Source organism: Proteiniclasticum sp. C24MP, from assembly GCF_043951855.1.
GTDB lineage: Bacteria > Bacillota > Clostridia > Clostridiales > Clostridiaceae > Proteiniclasticum.
In genome coordinates, this window is sequence record NZ_JBINJW010000003.1 from 95962 (window position 1) to 112989 (window position 17028).

Annotated in this window: 19 protein-coding genes; 11 read left to right on the forward strand and 8 right to left on the reverse strand. The window is 42.4% G+C overall.

The annotated features are described in order from the left end of the window. The first annotated feature begins 1 nt into the window (after position 1). The 11 genes from ACHAL6_RS04615 to ACHAL6_RS04665 all read left to right on the forward strand — a co-directional run bounded on the left by ACHAL6_RS04615 (position 2) and on the right by ACHAL6_RS04665 (position 8558). Complete coding sequence (locus ACHAL6_RS04615) at positions 2–529, forward strand: cob(I)yrinic acid a,c-diamide adenosyltransferase (RefSeq protein ID WP_395269071.1); 528 nt, start codon at positions 2–4, stop codon at positions 527–529. A gap of 184 nt (positions 530–713) precedes the next feature. Then, complete coding sequence (locus ACHAL6_RS04620) at positions 714–1220, forward strand: Na+/H+ antiporter subunit E (RefSeq protein ID WP_395269072.1); 507 nt, start codon at positions 714–716, stop codon at positions 1218–1220. Beyond that, entirely contained in the window at positions 1220–1486 is a 267-nt protein-coding gene (locus ACHAL6_RS04625; protein WP_395269073.1) for a monovalent cation/H+ antiporter complex subunit F, read from the forward strand. Before ACHAL6_RS04620 ends, ACHAL6_RS04625 begins: the two co-directional genes overlap by 1 nt. Positions 1487–1498: 12 nt before the next feature. Next, the gene (mnhG, locus tag ACHAL6_RS04630; protein WP_395269074.1) at positions 1499–1813 is read left to right on the forward strand and encodes a monovalent cation/H(+) antiporter subunit G; all 315 of its coding nucleotides are present in this window, start codon (positions 1499–1501) and stop codon (positions 1811–1813) included. Continuing rightward, entirely contained in the window at positions 1800–2036 is a 237-nt protein-coding gene (locus ACHAL6_RS04635; protein ID WP_395269075.1) for a hydrogenase subunit MbhD domain-containing protein, read from the forward strand. Before mnhG ends, ACHAL6_RS04635 begins: the two co-directional genes overlap by 14 nt. Then, complete coding sequence (gene mbhE / locus ACHAL6_RS04640) at positions 2036–2344, forward strand: hydrogen gas-evolving membrane-bound hydrogenase subunit E (protein ID WP_395269076.1); 309 nt, start codon at positions 2036–2038, stop codon at positions 2342–2344. Before ACHAL6_RS04635 ends, mbhE begins: the two co-directional genes overlap by 1 nt. After that, a complete protein-coding gene (locus ACHAL6_RS04645) occupies positions 2337–2759 on the forward strand; it encodes an MnhB domain-containing protein (RefSeq protein WP_395269077.1) in 423 nt (140 codons plus the stop codon). Before mbhE ends, ACHAL6_RS04645 begins: the two co-directional genes overlap by 8 nt. Continuing rightward, a complete protein-coding gene (locus tag ACHAL6_RS04650; RefSeq protein ID WP_395269078.1) occupies positions 2759–3142 on the forward strand; it encodes a cation:proton antiporter subunit C in 384 nt (127 codons plus the stop codon). The genes ACHAL6_RS04645 and ACHAL6_RS04650 overlap by 1 nt, the downstream gene beginning before the upstream one ends. Beyond that, positions 3135–4637: a complex I subunit 5 family protein gene (locus tag ACHAL6_RS04655; protein WP_395269079.1), complete on the forward strand. Its 1503-nt coding sequence runs from the start codon at positions 3135–3137 to the stop codon at positions 4635–4637. Before ACHAL6_RS04650 ends, ACHAL6_RS04655 begins: the two co-directional genes overlap by 8 nt. A 13-nt stretch (positions 4638–4650) precedes the next feature. Then, positions 4651–6690 carry a complex I subunit 5 family protein gene (locus tag ACHAL6_RS04660; protein WP_395269080.1) on the forward strand — a complete coding sequence of 680 codons (2040 nt, stop codon included), beginning with the start codon at positions 4651–4653 and terminating at the stop codon, positions 6688–6690. A gap of 14 nt (positions 6691–6704) precedes the next feature. Further along, positions 6705–8558 (forward strand): complex I subunit 5 family protein, encoded by a 1854-nt coding sequence (locus ACHAL6_RS04665; RefSeq protein WP_395269081.1) that lies wholly within the window; start codon positions 6705–6707, stop codon positions 8556–8558. A gap of 426 nt (positions 8559–8984) precedes the next feature. On the opposite strand, the gene ACHAL6_RS04670 is transcribed toward ACHAL6_RS04665, so the two are convergent. The 8 genes from ACHAL6_RS04670 to ACHAL6_RS04705 all read right to left on the reverse strand — a co-directional run bounded on the left by ACHAL6_RS04670 (position 8985) and on the right by ACHAL6_RS04705 (position 16771). Then, complete coding sequence (locus ACHAL6_RS04670) at positions 8985–9968, reverse strand: tyrosine recombinase XerC (RefSeq protein ID WP_395269082.1); 984 nt, start codon at positions 9966–9968, stop codon at positions 8985–8987. A gap of 635 nt (positions 9969–10603) precedes the next feature. Then, positions 10604–12124, reverse strand: coding sequence for a hypothetical protein (locus tag ACHAL6_RS04675; RefSeq protein WP_395269083.1), 1521 nt, complete (start codon positions 12122–12124; stop codon positions 10604–10606). Next, on the reverse strand, positions 12099–13001 hold the full coding sequence (locus ACHAL6_RS04680) for a PstS family phosphate ABC transporter substrate-binding protein (protein WP_395269084.1): 903 nt from the start codon (positions 12999–13001) through the stop codon (positions 12099–12101). The genes ACHAL6_RS04675 and ACHAL6_RS04680 overlap by 26 nt, the downstream gene beginning before the upstream one ends. An 84-nt stretch (positions 13002–13085) precedes the next feature. Further along, on the reverse strand, positions 13086–13505 hold the full coding sequence (locus ACHAL6_RS04685; protein WP_395269085.1) for a protease inhibitor I42 family protein: 420 nt from the start codon (positions 13503–13505) through the stop codon (positions 13086–13088). Between the two features lie 145 nt (positions 13506–13650). Next, positions 13651–14190 (reverse strand): hypothetical protein, encoded by a 540-nt coding sequence (locus ACHAL6_RS04690; RefSeq protein WP_395269086.1) that lies wholly within the window; start codon positions 14188–14190, stop codon positions 13651–13653. A 15-nt stretch (positions 14191–14205) separates the two neighbouring features. Next, positions 14206–15198, reverse strand: coding sequence for a flotillin-like protein FloA (gene floA, locus ACHAL6_RS04695; protein ID WP_207597988.1), 993 nt, complete (start codon positions 15196–15198; stop codon positions 14206–14208). A gap of 3 nt (positions 15199–15201) precedes the next feature. Further along, a complete protein-coding gene (locus ACHAL6_RS04700; RefSeq protein ID WP_395269087.1) occupies positions 15202–15474 on the reverse strand; it encodes an NfeD family protein in 273 nt (90 codons plus the stop codon). Beyond that, a complete protein-coding gene (locus ACHAL6_RS04705; protein WP_395269088.1) occupies positions 15464–16771 on the reverse strand; it encodes a nodulation protein NfeD in 1308 nt (435 codons plus the stop codon). The genes ACHAL6_RS04700 and ACHAL6_RS04705 overlap by 11 nt, the downstream gene beginning before the upstream one ends. Between the last annotated feature and the right edge of the window lie 257 nt (positions 16772–17028).

Here is a 17028-nt window from a genome sequence, read left to right on the forward strand (position 1 = left end):
AATGGAAAAAGGATTTGTGCAGATTTATACAGGAGAAGGCAAGGGAAAGACGACCGCCGCTTTGGGGCTGTCCTTCCGTGCGGCAGGAAGAGGGAAAAAAGTCCTTTTCGTTCAGTTTCTGAAAGGAATCAGAACTGGGGAGGAGATCAGTATGAGTGAGAATGAGAATATAATACACCTGAAACTGGCGGAAACCGTTCGCTTTTTCCTTACCCTTTCTGAAGATGAACAGATTGAGCTGAAGTCAAAAACGCTGAGGGAATGGGGCGATCTGAAGAAAAGAATCGAAACGGACCCCATGGACATACTGGTTCTAGATGAAATCATGGCTGCCATTCATAACGGTCTGGTGGATGAAATGGCTGTGGTATCTTTCTTAAGGGACAGACCAAAATATCTGGAAGTGATTCTCACGGGGAGATCTGCCTCTGAAAAACTTATGAATGAAGCGGATCTGGTGACCGAGATGAGAAATAGAAAGCATTACTACAATGAGGGAATCTTATCAAGAATCGGCATAGAATACTGATTTATGGCTTCGGACGAAGGTCCGAAGCTTCTTTTTACCATGAATACTATGAAAATATCAATATTGAGGCTGTAAACCATTATAATCTCATATTTCGTTGAAAAATAGACCTAATTACGTTAAAGTACATATATAATGTTAGGTATAGGTTCATTATTTTAAAATTAGTTATGTGGGGTGCACAATGAGTAAGACAGCTTTAAATTCAAGAAAAAACATCCTGATCATGTTTTTTCTTCTTCTTTTTTTCTGGGCGATCATCGACGGAAAACTTACGGTGGAATCTGTTCTCCTTGGAACAGTATCCTCCATCATGATCCTATATTTCAATAAAGACATCCTGTTTACCAGAGAGGATGGAGGTCCTGTGACATTAGGATTTCTGTGGCATTTCATGACGCTGATCGCAGTTCTCATTGTGGAGATCGTGAAGTCGAACATCAATGTGGCGAAAATCGTTCTGAACCCCAAAATGCCCATAGACCCCTCATTTGTAAGGGTCCCTGTTCGGTTCAGGAAGGATTTCAATAAGGTGCTCTATGGGAATGTGGTGACGCTTACCCCTGGAACACTGACGGTGGATATTGTAGGGGATGAATACATCATTCATGCACTGACCAGAGAGGCGGCGGAAGGTTTAAATGGAAGTGCACTGGAAGAACATGTTCTTCGTCTGGAGGAAAGAGACTGATGAGTATACAGGTATTTACAGGCATGACGATTTTTCTGGCTCTTCTGGCTTTCGTCTGTCTTTACAGAGCTTATGTGGGTCCCACCGCAGCAGATCGAGTCGTTTCCATCAATGTGATCACCACCAAGGTAACGGTGCTGATCGCCCTCATATCCGTCATCACAGAGCAGAACGCATTCATAGATGTGGCGCTGATCTATTCCATGATGGGGTTCATCGCCACCATCGCCGTATCCAAATTCATAGAAAAAGGTAAATTGTATTAGGAGGTGCTTATCATGTTCAAAGACATAGTAATCCTGCTGCTTGCTCTTTCAAGCTGTTTTTTCTTTCTGGTAGGCACAACAGGACTCATAAGGCTTCCGGATGTTTTCAGCAGAATGCATGCAACCACCAAGAGTGATACCTTGGGTGCGGGACTTGCGCTTCTGGCACTGATCGTGTACAAAGGATTTGATCCGGTGAGTCTGAAGCTTCTCATCGTTCTTATTTTCATCATGATCACCAATCCCGTGGCGGCACATATCATATCAAAAGCCGCATATGACAAAGAGCTGAAGAAGACAAAGGAGGATCCTCATGGAGATATTTAATGTGATTCTCATCGTGTTTCTGATTGTCGCGGCCATTGCAGTGGAAAGAACAAAGGATCTTCTAGGTGCAGTGATCATTTTTACAGCCTATAGCCTGGTGATGGCTCTTTTATGGCTGCTTCTTCGAGCACCGGATGTAGCCATGACGGAAGCGGCCATCGGTGCGGGCATCACCACCATACTTTTTGTGGTGGTCATCAGCAGGACCAGGAGGATGGAATAATGAAAAAACTTTTTACGCTCATCATACTGGGTGGTCTTCTCATCGTGCTTCTTTCAAGCATTGCTGAACTTCCTCCCATAGGGGAAAAGACGAATCCATCCTACAACGAAATTGCGGAATATTACATCAGTGAAGGCGCAGAGGATACGGGGAGCACCAATCTTATTGCGGCGATCATCACGGATTACCGTGCATTCGATACGCTGGGTGAGACCACAGTGCTTTTTACAGGCATTGCAGCTGTGGTGTCTTTAATCGGAGTCTTTCATCACAGGAAATCGGACAAGGAGGAGGAACATCATGGATGATCTATTTGTACGAGTCATAACAAAAATGATTCTTCCCTTTATTCAGCTCTATGGCGTCTACGTGATCATACATGGGCATCTGTCTCCTGGTGGGGGGTTTTCCGGTGGAGCTATTTTTGCGGCGAGTATTGTTCTGTACACTTTAGCCTTCGGATTAAAACCCGGACAGAAAAGGATGCCTCATAAAGTCTCCTCGAAAATTGAAACAGGCGGTATCATATTCTTCATTCTTATGGGATTCACAGGTATTATCGCGGGCTATAATTTCCTCACAAATCAGGAAGCCGGATTTCCCATGGGCGAATTAGGAAGTGTATTCAGTGCAGGTCTCATCCCCATTGTGACCATCGCCATCGGGCTGAAAGTCATGAGCACCATTGTGACATTATTTCATACCATGCTGGAGGAAGACTGATGAAGTTTGATTTAAGTACAATCGTGAATAACATCAATTACATCGGTGCCATGATTCTCTTTATCATCGGTCTTTATACCGTGCTCACGCATTCGAACCTGATCAAGAAAATCATTGGGATCAATATCATGGAAACTTCGATTTTTCTTTTCTTTGTTTCCATAGGATATGTGAAGGGGGCTGTGGCTCCCATTATAGACCCCTCAACCGGAGAGAAAGTGTTTGTGAATCCGCTGCCCGCTGCAATGATTCTCACAGGGATTGTCGTTGCTGTAAGCATCACGGCTTTCGCCCTAAGTATTATCATTAAGATACATGAAGCCTATGGCACCATTGACCTGGATGAAATCATGAAGTTAAGGAGTGTGGAAGAAGATGAGTAATATACATTTTCCCGTCTACATCCTGATGCTTCTGCTGATCTTTGCGGTGACCATTCCACTTCAGAGAAAACCTTACGGTAGACGATTCCAGATACTCATGGTATCGGTACTGGGCATTACATGGATCATGGCGCTTCTGGAACTGCTGAAGGTTCTTTGGGATGCTCCATACAGCTATACCTTCGGGTCTTATCCCGCCGGAATCGGAATCGAGTTTCTCGTTGACGAGTTCTCCGCACTGATGACACTGGTGATACTGACTTTATCCATACTGATCATTATATATTCCCTGAAAGATCTGGAACATGAAATCGAATCTTCAAGAATGTACAGCTATTATACTCTGGTTTTTTTACTGATTTTTTCGATGATTGGAATGATCTTTACTAACGATATGTTCAACTTATATGTCTTTATGGAGATACTCTCCATCACTTCCGTTGCGATTATCGCAATCAAGAAGAAAAAAGACACGCTCATGGCCAGCATGAAGTACCTTATGATGGGCGCCATTGGATCCGTCACAGTGCTTATGGGCATCGCACTGATCTACATGGTCACAGGACAGCTGAACATGAGTGCCATCAACCTGGAAATCAGTGAGGTCTGGAGACTTTATCCCCGGAATATACTGCTGGCCATGGGATTCATGATCACGGGATTCAGCATCAAAGCGGCTATTTTTCCACTTCATAACTGGCTTCCGGATGCGCACTCCACGGCACCAACACCATCTAGTGCGCTGCTGTCAGGACTGGTTGTAAAAGCGTACATCTTCTCCATTGCCAAAATCATGTATAGGGTAGTGGGAGTGAATATTTCCGTAGACATCGGGATTGCGGACTATCTGATCATTTTTGCAGTCTTAAGCATGATGATGGGGTCTGTTTTTGCGCTGACCCAAAGAGATATCAAGCGAAGACTGGCATATTCCAGTGTATCTCAGATCGGCTATATATTTCTGGGACTTGCACTTGCAAGTGAACTCGGATTTTCCGCAGCGCTTTTCCATGTGGTGTCCCACGCATTTATGAAATCCGCGCTGTTTCTCAGTGCCGGATCCATCATTTATCTCACTGGAAAGAGAGATGTGAAGGATCTGGATGGCATCGGATATGAAATGCCCATCACCATGACTGTGTTCAGCATCGGTGTACTTGGCATGATCGGTATTCCTGGTACCAGCGGATTTATGAGTAAATGGTATCTCGGTCTTGCGGTGCTGGATGCAGGGCATCCGGAACTTCTCATCGTCCTACTGCTCAGCAGTTTTCTTAATGCGCTGTATTATCTGCCCATCATCGTTTCCGCATTTTTACGGGAACGTCCGGGAAAACCTCTCGAAATGCATCGAGACGGAATTCCTAGAACAATGAAAGTATCCATGGTTCTAGTGGCTTTCACCAGTCTGATCATAGGACTCTTTCCGCATCTGGTGATGGATATTATCCAGCAGGCTGTTCCAACCTTCATCGGTTCGGGAATAGGCTTATAAGTGGAGGATTATTTTGAAGCAAATTAACAAACAAAGCAAATATACGGAATTCAAGAAAAGAAAAAAGCTGGATTCTTTCTGCATCAACTGTATTGTCCTCTATATTATTTTAGGACTGCTGTTCGCTGCGTTTCTGTTTTTCTCAGCGAATGTGGACAAGTCCAGATTAAGCGGAATCTCCCTTTATGCGGTGAATATTGCTGATCGCATATCTGCCTCTTTGAACAATTTCAAGAGTCTTCCGCTGATCATCGTCCTGGTACCGTTGGTGGGAGGGCCCATTGAAATGTATTTCTTCAGAAGGAAAGAAAACTCAAGGGATATGGCTGTGGTGTATACCACAGTACTCACATTCTTTCTGATCCTTGCACTATTCCCTCAGGTCATGGAAGGAACCATGAGATTTGAGATTCCTAAAATGCTTGGACTGGGACTGAATTTCAAAGTGGATCTTATGGGATTCATCATGGTCATGGTATCATCGATCATCTGGGTCCTTGTAAGCATGTATGCGCATGATTACATGAGCATCGAAAAACATCGAAACAGGTTCTTTCTTCAGATGTCCATCACCTATGGCGGAGTGCTTGGAACCATCATGGCTGGGGACCTCATCACCATGTTTCTGTTTTTTGAGATCATGACATTTGCGTCCTATTTTCTGGTTGCCCATAATCAGTCCAAGGAGTCTCTCATTGCAGGTGACAGCTATATCTATATGGGTGTAGCCGGGGGACTTGCGCTTCTTCTTGGCATTATACTTCTTTATGTCAATGCAGGTACAGTGGCTTTCGTTCCCATGGCGGCGAAAGTGAGTTCACTAGGAAACGTCAAGTACCTCATTGCCACATTGTTTCTCATCGGATTCGGCATCAAAGCGGGGATGCTTCCGCTTCATATATGGCTGCCTAGAGCACATCCGGTGGCGCCGACGCCAGCAAGTGCGCTCTTATCCGGTCTGATGATCAAAATCGGTGCGTTTGGCATGTTAAGGGTACTGACCAGTTTCTTTATGCCTGCCAAGGGGGCCTTCCTGCCATACGATGATCCCATCTGGGATCTGAGTAATGCGTTAGGGGCAGCGATCATCTGGATCGGCATCATCACCATGGCTGCAGGTGTATTCATGGCACTGCAGCAGAGCAACATGAAAAAAATGCTTGCCTATCATAGTATCAGTCAGATGGGTTATATCATCATGGGCATCGGTGTTGCTGCATATCTCGGACCCAAAGGGGCCATGGGCTTCTCCGGGGCAATCTATCATATGGTCAACCATGCCTTATTCAAATCACTTCTCTTTATGGTTGCAGGGGTCATTTATCTGAAAACCCATGAGATGGACATGTATAAACTTGGCGGTATGTGGAGAAAATTTCCCTTCACAGCACTGGTATGTCTGATCGCTGCACTTGGAATTACCGGAATGCCTCTGTTTAACGGGTTTGCAAGCAAGTCCATTCTTCACCATGCCATTGTGGAAGCCTATGAGTATGGGCATCCTTCCTTCAGATATGCGGAAATGATTTTCACGCTGATCAGCGCCGGAACCGTGACCTCATTCATCAAGCTCTTCGGGTTTGTATTCTTAGGAAAACTTCCTGAAAAGTACAAGGATATTCAAGGGGAGAAGATCATGATGAACCTGGGTATGGGGGGACTGGCTCTTCTTGTGACGCTTATTGGCGTTTTCCCGAATTTCATCATGAACCAGTTCATCATTCCTGCCACAAGAGGGTTTGCCTATAGTGAAGATTTCATTGATCATTATCTGGTTGGAATGAATTTCTTCAATAGTCATGATCTCATGACCATGGTGTATATTTTCGCCATCGGCATTGCAATCTTCTATCTGGGCATCCGCTATCATCTGTTCCATCTTCATCTCCCAAGGTGGATGGACGGGGATTTCACAATGCACAAAGGAATCAGAAAAAAGAGTCTGGCCATGTCCAATACATTCATCCATGGCATGGAAACGACCATCATCAAGAGTGATGTGGTGATATATGCCATCGTATTACTTGGCATCATCATTTACCTCGTAACATAAAGGAGGGTGTAGCGATGAATACGGCACGAGCGATTATCCAGTTATGGCTTCCTGTCATCATAATTGTGCTGACACTGATCGAAATCCTGATTATCCCTCTCTTAAGTGGAAAGAACAGAGGGGTAAGGAGACTTTCTGTGAGAACAGTGATTCTCCTGACAACAATACTGATGATTTCCATCTACCCGGAAGTGCTATCTGAACCTACGGAATATGAGATTGCCAGTCTGTTCGGAAATGGAATCATATTCAGAATCGACTTGCTTAGTCTTCTCTTCATGATTCTGGCAGGGATCATCTTCCTTACCGTGAGCTTCTATACTTCTGTTGACATCAAGGGCTGCGGCCGAGAAAGAAGCTTCTATCTGTTCTTTATGATCACTTATCTTGCCACCATAGGAACACTTATGGCAGGAGATCTGCTGAGTTTCTTCATGTTTTTTGAAGTTGTGACTTTTGCCTCCTTTGCGCTCATGGTTCATGAGAGGGGACAGAAGGTCATAGAAGCGGGCAGCATCTATATCTATTTCGGAATTTTCGGGGGCTTATCCATTCTTGCCGGGATTCTTGTGCTATCTGCTTACACGCAGAATTATGAATGGATTACCATTGCGGAAAAGTTCGGTGAAATGGGTAATGTCAAATATGTTTCTGCAGCTTTCTTCATCACCGGATTTGGTGTGAAAGCTGGAATGGTACCGCTGCATCACTGGGTACCGGTTATTTATCCGAAATCTCATATATCAGTGAATGCCTTGTCTTCAGGGATTCTCATGAAATTAGGGGGATATGGCATTGTAAGGCTGATTGTATCGGTCATAAGTTCTACAAAGACACTGGAGCAGCTGAATGTGAACAGGGTACTGATCACGCTCAAAGACATTGGTGCTGTAGTTATATGGCTTGGCATCATCACCATGGTGGTCGGTGTCATTGCCGCTCTGGAGCAGGAGAAAATGATTCGTATGCTCGCATATCATAGTGTGAGTCAGATGGGGTATGTCATCATGGGCATAGGCGTAGCAGCGTATCTGGGGTACGAAGGTGCCATGGGCTTTTCAGGAAGCGTTTATCACATGATCAACCATGGATTGTTTAAAGCATTGCTGTTTATGGTAGCAGGCATTGTATTCTTCAGAACACGAGAAAAGAACATGTATAATCTGGGCGGTCTTTGGAGAAAGATGCCCATAGCGGCAGCGGCAGGACTGATTGCAGCTTTAGGAATCACAGGAATGCCTCTCCTGAATGGTTTTGCCAGTAAATCTATCCTTCATCATGCAATTATTGAAGCCTATGAATATGGTCACCCGGCATTTAAGTGGGCAGAATATCTGTTCACATTCGTGAGTGCATGCACTGCAGCTTCATTCATTAAATTGTATTCTCATGTTTTTCTTGGCCATATACCTAAAAAATACAAATATGTGAAAGAGAGGTATGATACCGGTACCATTGCACTGATCGTACTTTCCATCCTGATTATTGTAATTGGAATCTTCCCGAATCTGCTGATGGATCATTTCATCATACCGTCAGCAAGGGCACTGAATTTTGATGCTTACTTCATAGATAAATATCTTGTTGGCATGAACTTCTTCAACAGTAAAGATCTGATGTCGATGGTAACTGTATACAGTGCAGGATTTATCATCTATATCGCAGGGATTAAATTCAATCTGTTTCATTTTCACTTGCCTCAGCAGCTGGATTTTGAAAGTGAGTATTATGCTCCATTTTATGAAAGATCTGGTAAATTTCTAAGGCGCATTATAGGATCAACTGAAAGGTACATCAACAAATCTGATGTCTTTATATACGGATTTATGCTTCTTCTCCTGATTTTGCTGCTGCTGAATTTTCTGTAATGAATAAAAAAACATCACTATCTAATTTCCAAATGATTAGATAGTGATGTTTTTTTGCATTAAAACGAGTAAGGGGAGGGAAGCTTATGATTGCAATATGTCCGCAATGGATGGACATATTGATCGTTGATTAAGCGTAAAATATTTAGAAAAGGAACAGGTAAATAAAGTGAATCAAGAATAGTCAAATCAAAATCATGGGGAAAATAATGAGTCCTTTCGTAGATTGCGGTGCATCTGGCTGATTTAAGGAAAATCCAAGAACACATGATGTAAAGCTTTCATTCGAATCAATAGGGAAGGAGGGGAGATGGAAAAAATAGATTTACCCAATAAATATTATGTAAATCTAATAATCATTAGAACTTAAAAAGCACTACATATTGACATGATAAGATTTAATTTAATCAATATGTAGTGCTAATTTTATTCTTCAGCCAGTGGATTTGCATTCACAGCTTCACGAAGTGATTCATTATCCACATGTGTATAGATCTGTGTAGTCGAAACATTCTCATGTCCGAGAATCATCTGAAGACTTCTTATATCAACTTTTCCATGTTTGTACATGAGCGTAGCGGCGGTGTGCCTAAGTTTGTGAGGGCTGTATTTTTCATCGGTCAAACCAGCATGCTGCACATGTTTCTTTACGAGAATTTCTACAGTTCTTTTGTTGATTGGTCTTCGATGGGTGGACAGAAACAAATAGTCTTTATACTGATCATCCGTTTCGACTTTGGATCGGATAGTCATATATTCATTCAGGCTAGATATACATGCGTGATTCAGATACACGACGCGTTCCTTATTTCCTTTACCGATTACAGTCAACGTATCTTCTTTAATCTTACTGATTCTGATGCTGACAAGTTCAGAAAGACGAAGTCCGCAATTCAGAAATAATGTCAGGATGCAGTAATCGCGTTTATAATTTATATTTTCTTTATCCATAGATCTTAATAAGGAGAGGCTTTCATCAAGCGTCAGATACACCGGGTTTCTTTTCTTGATTTTAGGTCTTTCCAATTCTACAGTTGGATCTTTATCGATGATACGGGCTTTGACGGATAAGTATTTAAAAAAAGTTTTGATACAGGCCGTTTTTCTAGCACGTGCATAAGTTGAATTTTTACGTTTCTTATCTGTATAAGATAGAAATGCATAAATCTCTGATAAAGTGATTTTCCTTAGAAACTCATCATCAATATCATGAATCAGGATGTCATCAAATGGAATATCAGAAGGAACGAGCCTGCGGTGCATTTTTATGAATCTGAAGAACAAACCCAGGTCATAACCGTATGCTTCAATGGTGCTGTCTGATTTTCCGCGTATGGTGCTGGAGTAGTTCAGAAAGTCCAGCACACGCGCTGGGTAAACTTCATAATAAACAGTGTTATTTTCACTCATAATTACCATCCTTAATTGTGTATTACAGAAGGGCGATTTTGCAATAAAAGCATGAATTTCTCGTTTCTATTTAAATTATATCGCATTAAATTCGCGAAATCAACATTTCGCGAAATAAAATATTTATAGAGAAATGGACTCCGAAAGCCCTCTTCTATCCTATTCAGAAATATTTATTGTGAAAATTGAGTTCTTAACTGTCGATCTGACACTTTCCATATTACGGATCCGGTCTCTCTATAATCTGGCTTGGTTTAAGTTGCAGCTGCTCAGAATAATCTGCATCTGTTTACCAGCACATTGCTATATCCTGGCCATAATGATTCATACTGTGAGTTTCTATGTGACCAGAGAAATTAATTATTGTTTCTTTCCAGAATTTTAAATATATAATTGAATTCATGTGATATTAAAATATATACATTAATCCTGAAAAACCACAAAAATGATCAAAAAAGTGCCAAAATCCCGAAGAAGTTCGGGGTTTTTTCTTTTGAAAGTATGTTAGCATTAGTATCAAGATAAGTTATTAAAGACTTATCAGGTTTTACTTCAATCCATCACGCATATATTTAGACAACAGCTGGAATGGGATTCCCCCCTTCCAGCTGTTGTCTTTTTGAAAGCTCAATTCATTATTCTCCGAATATGGTCAGATTTTCTGTACCGATGATTTTGTATGGGATTGCAAAAGATACAGGAGTTCTTTCATCCTGATTGATTTCTATGGATTCACTTGCAAAGTAGATTTCGGTTCTGTTCAGTCTGAATGTCAGGCTTTTCATAAGCTGATCAACAAACTCGTCAGATCTTTCGACACCTCTGGGAATTGCCCCGATGAGCACTTTTCTGATAAGTTCTTCATAATCATAACCGGGTTGAAACAGTGATTCCAACGGCACGATGGTTCCATCCTCTCTGAAAGTAGTGTATTCCTGAGTGAAGTTGAATTGCCCATCATGATAATTTTTCATCTTGCTGAAGATGATATAGTCGCCAATGGAATATGCGGTAGATTCCTGGTAATAAAACTGCTGGTGCTCTCCTTCTGCGATGTCTTTGATTTCTCCTATGTTCAGTTCGGAGAAATCGATGAATTTTTTCTTCAGGCTGCTGATCAGATTGACTGGATACCTCATTTCTTTTTGAGCATCAATACTGTCAAATGCTGTTATGGAGTTCTCTCCTTCTATTTGATCCTGAAAATTACTGATGAGGATGTGTTCCCGTGGAGTTTCGTTTTCAAAAATGGACGAATCTTCATTGTAAAAACGTTCTTTGATGGCTAAAATATCCTCTAGATCCTTATAAGGTATGTTGATTGTCACAGGATAGTATCTTGTGTCAAATTCAGGTGTAGCATAGTCGAAAATCAGCATCAATGCATTTTCAGTCAGATTGAATTTCTGGTCTTCCTTAAGCCCTGTAAACGGCCCTGTAAGCGTAATAAATCCAAACTCCCTGCCGTATTCCTCTGTAGCCTGCTGATGGCTCAGGTAATCCGATACAAGGGTATTCAGGGTATTCATATAATCCGTATCACTTATAAATAGGTCCGACAGGTGTATCTCCTCTCCGGTATGAAGATCCAGAGTCAGACTGCCACGATAATCAATGTATTCTGTTTTCAGACCAGATGCATCTGTGCTGTATATTCTTGATACAGATGACATCACTGAAATGATGTCATTGTAGCTGAAGGTCAGCTGGGTGGATACATCCTGGTTCTGGATCGCAGATCCTTCAGGAATCAGTCTGCGAATTCCCCTGTAGGGAGGCATATCCATGTCTTTGAGGCTCATGTGATGATCCATGATTTTCTGGTTGATCGCCTCTTCCGTGGATTTATCTTTCAATCCTTTGATGGAAAGTGCATAGTCTCGAAACTCAGGGCTTTCTGACTTTTCAGTAGAGACGTCTATTGGTGGATTGGCAATGAGGTAAGTCGTATGAACAGGACCTGTTACTTCACCAAATGGAGAAACATAGGCGTCTGTCCCCTCCTCATTCACCGCAGAAGGATCCGGAGAAGCCTCAACAGGGTCTTCTCCTGTAGAATCGCATCCTACTGTAAGAAGTAGGAGTGCGATCATCCATAAACTGATGGATAAATGTTTGATATTGCAGATTCTATGGTTTTTCTTTGACTCTGACATAACCTGCCTCCTCTACCATCGCCTGACCATCTTCTGAGAGCAGATAGGAGATCATCTTGCGTACAGGACTGTCCGCTGATTCATCATTTCGTATAACAGCATAATAGGCTGTCTGCAGAGGGTATTCCCCTGATGTGATGGTTTGGGGGTTCGGCTCAATACCGCTAACTTCCAGAAGTTTTACTCGATCGTTTCCCCACATTTCGCTGGTATAGTAATAATACGAATATCCAAGTCCGTCTGGACTGTCTGTATAGGCTGCAACTGAATCTATGAGTTCACCCATACCCGCTATGGTTTGCTCTATAGGTGCTTCCATAGGCGTCAGATCCTTCATGACCAGATCAAGGAATCCAGTCTGGCTGCCTGAATTCACCGGCCTCTGATAAGCGGTGATACTCATATCCAGGCCACCTACATCTTTCCAGTTCGTGATTTCACCTGAATAGATTCTTCTTATTTCTTCAAGACTTAATTCTGATACGGGATTGTCTTTGCCGGTGAGAAAAACGAAGGCTTCACTGACGATTGGAATCACTTCCAGTTCCATATCATTCTTTTTTGCCAGTTCCAGTTCCTCCGCAGATGGACTGGTGACGAAAATGATGTCCGCATTCTTTTCGATGAGATTGACATACCCTTCATGAGTTTTATTATGTATGATGTATTGCCTAGCTTCTTCCAGTGGCAGATCCATCAGTCTGGAGGCAAGCATTTCTGAAAGAGGGATTGTTACCGTAGATCCATCGACGATGGGATAAGTCTCGGGTGTAAAGAAGAGTTTTTCGGGTTCCTCCTTTGTTTCTGTACAACCGGATAAAATAGACAATGAGAGCACAGCTGAGGTTACGAAAGAAATGAGATGTGATATTTTCATAATAATTCCCCTTTACCTTAAAAATATTCAAGGTTTCAATTTGGCCAGTCTATTGAACAGTGGCCATATTGAAACCTTTTTAAACTACTTCACTTTGGAAATGGTTCCATCATCTTGTACTGTTACTATGTATTCGATATGTTCTTCTGCAGTTTCTACGCCTTCCCAGGACTTGTAGTAATCAAAAACGAGGGTCACTTCTCCAGCCTTTAGACCTTCGAATGTATACTGATGCATCCCTCCACCTCCCACAACATTTGGATCGTTGGACTCTGCCGTATATCCATCCTCAACAAGGTGGATCACATTTTCATCCGATATCGTATAACTCCAGCAGAATCCGGTTGTCGGATTTTCCTCAAGTGCTATGGTCAGTGTGTCACCTTCAATACTCACAGCCCCGGAGGTACCATCCGGAAACAGCAGCGCGCAGGCGGTGAGAGATAACAGAAGCACAAAAGCAATAAATAAAGCACTCAGCGTTTTTGTTTTTGATGTACTCATTTTTATCACCCTTCTTTCTTTATGTCTAAAATATATCAAAATCATCAATCATAAAAGATACAAATCCATTAAATTTTGAAAAATCTGATTTATATTTATTGCAATAAAAAAGATATCTCTGCAATTGCAGAGATATCTTCTCATATTATCTTTTATTGTGATTCAATGCTTTTGGTTTATCCAGGATTTCATGCCATATGAAACCTTTCTGAGCTTCAGCAAGTGTGAATACAAGTGGTATGGAAGCAGCGCTTCCAGATTCATCTGGTACACCATCATCCAGCATTTCTAGCTTCAGTGCATCATTTTCTTCCAGATAAGCCTTTTCTCTGGCTTCTGATTCCAGTCTTCTTGTTTTCTCAAAAGCTTCTACAGCTTCCTGTTCGCTTCTCTTTTTTGCTTCTTCCAGTTCCAGTTTCTTTAATCGCTCCACGTCAATGGACTTCCGATCTTTAAGTACTTCTTCGCCGGCCAGCATATTGAAAAGTGAAGTAAGACCGTCTTGCAGATTCTCGGGCTTTTTCATTTCAGCAGCTCTTGATTGAACTGTGCCTGCACGAGGATCGCTGGATAGACTCTTGCTGGGATAGTTGGTTGTTGCTGGTCTTTTATTCTGCGGCTTTTTGCTCTTTCTGGTTAGAGAAGAGATCAGACCGAAGATCACCAGCATTACAATAAAATCCATAGGAATCCTCCTATCTTAATCTTCCTTCTGCTGTGGTGTAGGTTGTTTGCCACTCTGAGAAATAGAATCTCTCATGTTGGTGTCTGCCATTACATTTTTCATGTTGTAATAGTCAAATGCACCGATGTTTCCTTTTCTGAATGCTTCCGAAAGAGCCTTTGGTACTTCAGCTTCTGCTTCAACAACCTTAGCACGCATGGCTTGTACTTCTGCACGCATTTCCTGTTCCTGAGCAACAGCCATGGCACGTCTTTCTTCAGCTTTAGCCTGAGCAATCTTCTTGTCTGCCTGAGCCTGATCTTCCTGTAGTTTAGCACCGATATTTCTACCGATGTCCACATCAGCGATATCTATAGATAGGATTTCAAATGCAGTACCGGAATCAAGACCCTTCTTCAGTACTGTAGAAGAAATTGTATCCGGATTTTCAAGAACGGATTTGTGATCTTCGGCAGAACCTACGGTTGTTACAATACCTTCACCGACTCTTGCGATGATTGTTTCCTGTCCAGCACCACCGACAAGTCTGTCAAGATTTGCACGAACTGTAACTCTTGCTTTAACTTTTACTTCGATACCATTCTTTGCCACTGCAGCAATGAATGGAGTTTCAATTACGATAGGGTTAACGGACATTTTAACAGCTTCTAGAACGTCTCTACCAGCCAGGTCGATTGCCGCTGCTCTTTCAAACTGCAGAGGAATCTGAGCTCTTTCTGCTGCGATAAGGGCATTGACGACTCTGTCGACATTACCACCTGCAAGATAGTGCGCTTCAAGCTTGTTTCCGTTCAGTTCAAGTCCAGCCTTATCTCCCTTGATCCAAGGATTGACGATTCTACTTGGCACAACTCTTCTAAGTCTCATACCGATCAGGTTGAAGAATCCGACTTTGACACCTGCTGCTAGAGCACTGATCCATAATCCTACTGGGATAATGGTGAAAAGTAGAATAAGTAGAACAATGATTATCACGAATAGAATAAGTGATCCATAAATTTCTGGCATTTACTACAACTCCTTTAGTTTTTCTTTTACGATGACTCTCATACCTTCGACACTGGTGACAAGTATTTCTGTACCAGCTTCGATGAATTCCCCTAAAGTGACCACGTCCACTAATTCGCCATCGAAAATAGCGGTACCTGATGGTCTTAAGGTTGTTTTAGCAATTCCTGTTTTGCCGATGTACTCTTTTAAACCCGGTTTCGCAGCTGTGTAGCCACGCTCAGGCGTCTCGCCCATGCTTAGCACCAATTTCCTGAAAAAGTTTTTAATCGGCACCTACGTCAACTCCTTTAGCTTGTTTTACGATGACTCTCATACCTTCAACATTTGTGACAATGATCGGTGTACCCTCTTCGATGTATTCACCGGAGGTGACGACATCAACAAAAGCATCATCAAATTCAGCGGTTCCGGAAGGTCTGAGTGTGGTTTTGGCAATTCCCTGTTTCCCCATAAGGGTAACAAGACCCTGCTTTGCTGCCACATATCCTTTATCAGGAGTTTCCTCCATCTCCAGTACGAGTCGTTTAAACACTTTTCGACCTGGAGTGAACCTGAATACCACGATGATCAGCAGTGCTGCACCAATGATTGCAATGACTAAGGATTGTACAGCCGTTGAAGGATCTGGTGTTGATAGGAATATACTTCCGAATAATGCTGCAAGTCCAAGAACACCTGCAATACCGAATCCGGGAATTATAAATACCTCTACCAGAAGCAGCGCGAGTCCGATGATAAACAGCAGTGCTGCTTCCCATCCTGAGATTCCTGCAAGGATCCCTCCTCCAAAATAAAGACCTAATGCGGCTATTCCTATGCCGCCGGGTATTCCGAATCCTGGAGTGAATAACTCAATAAGTATGCCTGCAATACCAATCATCAATAGAATAGTACTGACTGCTGCGGTTGTCAGAAAATCCGTCACATAATTGATGGTTGTTTTTCCTGATGAACCAATGATAGTCAGATTTTTGTCTGCTCTCAGATCAAGGTCGCTACGATAGACACCATCAGTCATATCATATTTCAGTGCTTCTTCGGCCGTCAGTGTCAGAAGTTTACCTTCTTCTACAAGGCCCTCGATAGAGATTGTGTCATCAGCCATTGCGCGTGCGATGAGTGGATCTCGTCCATTCTTCTCCGCTTGAGAAGCAAGTTCTGCTGACCAGACGGAAACTGTTTTTTCATCTGCTCTCTCGCCGCCGATCTGAGGTTCAGCTCCACCGATGGTTGAGCCGGATGTCATGTACATTTCACTTCCGCTAAGGGCCATGAGCGCTCCTGCTGAAATTGCACCACCATCCACCAGAACAATCGTGTCCATGGAAGATATGGTTTTGGACATTTCCAGTGCCGAGTCAACTCTTCCACCAAGTGTGTCCAGAATGAGATATACTGCATCAGCCTGATTATCCTCTGCTTCCTGGTATGCATTCGCAAGCCATTGGGACTGACTTGGAGATACTTCACCATTGAAGCGAACTTCCCATACATCCATAGCCATAACTGTGGTCAGTAACATGGAGAACATCAGAACAGTCATAATCATGGTTTTCAAGACTCGTTTCATACGACTCCCTCCTTTCAGAGATTAGACACTGAAGGTCACTGCTAACTGGCACTATTCTATACTGTTAGATTTGACCACATGTCTTAAATATATCATATCACTAATGCACTGGTGTTTCTATCTTTTTCGATGAATATGACAGTTAGTTGTACCTTTATCTCAGGTAATTAAAACCATTTCATCTTCAGGAATGATAAATTTATATCAGGGGTCATTGGAACCTCACCGGCAAATAGGATGTGAAAAAAACCGGATAC

What these genes read in the sequence shown, in the direction of transcription:
- ACHAL6_RS04670 (WP_395269082.1), bottom strand. Translation starts at nt 9,968, where the DNA reads ATGAGTGAAAATAACACTGTTTATTATGAAGTTTACCCAGCGCGTGTG.
- mnhG (WP_395269074.1), top strand. Translation starts at nt 1,499, where the DNA reads ATGTTCAAAGACATAGTAATCCTGCTGCTTGCTCTTTCAAGCTGTTTT.
- ACHAL6_RS04690 (WP_395269086.1), bottom strand. Translation starts at nt 14,190, where the DNA reads ATGGATTTTATTGTAATGCTGGTGATCTTCGGTCTGATCTCTTCTCTA.
- ACHAL6_RS04625 (WP_395269073.1), top strand. Translation starts at nt 1,220, where the DNA reads ATGAGTATACAGGTATTTACAGGCATGACGATTTTTCTGGCTCTTCTG.
- ACHAL6_RS04655 (WP_395269079.1), top strand. Translation starts at nt 3,135, where the DNA reads ATGAGTAATATACATTTTCCCGTCTACATCCTGATGCTTCTGCTGATC.
- ACHAL6_RS04650 (WP_395269078.1), top strand. Translation starts at nt 2,759, where the DNA reads ATGAAGTTTGATTTAAGTACAATCGTGAATAACATCAATTACATCGGT.
- floA (WP_207597988.1), bottom strand. Translation starts at nt 15,198, where the DNA reads ATGCCAGAAATTTATGGATCACTTATTCTATTCGTGATAATCATTGTT.
- ACHAL6_RS04680 (WP_395269084.1), bottom strand. Translation starts at nt 13,001, where the DNA reads ATGAAAATATCACATCTCATTTCTTTCGTAACCTCAGCTGTGCTCTCA.
- ACHAL6_RS04665 (WP_395269081.1), top strand. Translation starts at nt 6,705, where the DNA reads ATGAATACGGCACGAGCGATTATCCAGTTATGGCTTCCTGTCATCATA.
- ACHAL6_RS04615 (WP_395269071.1), top strand. Translation starts at nt 2, where the DNA reads ATGGAAAAAGGATTTGTGCAGATTTATACAGGAGAAGGCAAGGGAAAG.
- ACHAL6_RS04645 (WP_395269077.1), top strand. Translation starts at nt 2,337, where the DNA reads ATGGATGATCTATTTGTACGAGTCATAACAAAAATGATTCTTCCCTTT.
- ACHAL6_RS04620 (WP_395269072.1), top strand. Translation starts at nt 714, where the DNA reads ATGAGTAAGACAGCTTTAAATTCAAGAAAAAACATCCTGATCATGTTT.
- mbhE (WP_395269076.1), top strand. Translation starts at nt 2,036, where the DNA reads ATGAAAAAACTTTTTACGCTCATCATACTGGGTGGTCTTCTCATCGTG.
- ACHAL6_RS04685 (WP_395269085.1), bottom strand. Translation starts at nt 13,505, where the DNA reads ATGAGTACATCAAAAACAAAAACGCTGAGTGCTTTATTTATTGCTTTT.
- ACHAL6_RS04705 (WP_395269088.1), bottom strand. Translation starts at nt 16,771, where the DNA reads ATGAAACGAGTCTTGAAAACCATGATTATGACTGTTCTGATGTTCTCC.
- ACHAL6_RS04675 (WP_395269083.1), bottom strand. Translation starts at nt 12,124, where the DNA reads ATGTCAGAGTCAAAGAAAAACCATAGAATCTGCAATATCAAACATTTA.
- ACHAL6_RS04635 (WP_395269075.1), top strand. Translation starts at nt 1,800, where the DNA reads ATGGAGATATTTAATGTGATTCTCATCGTGTTTCTGATTGTCGCGGCC.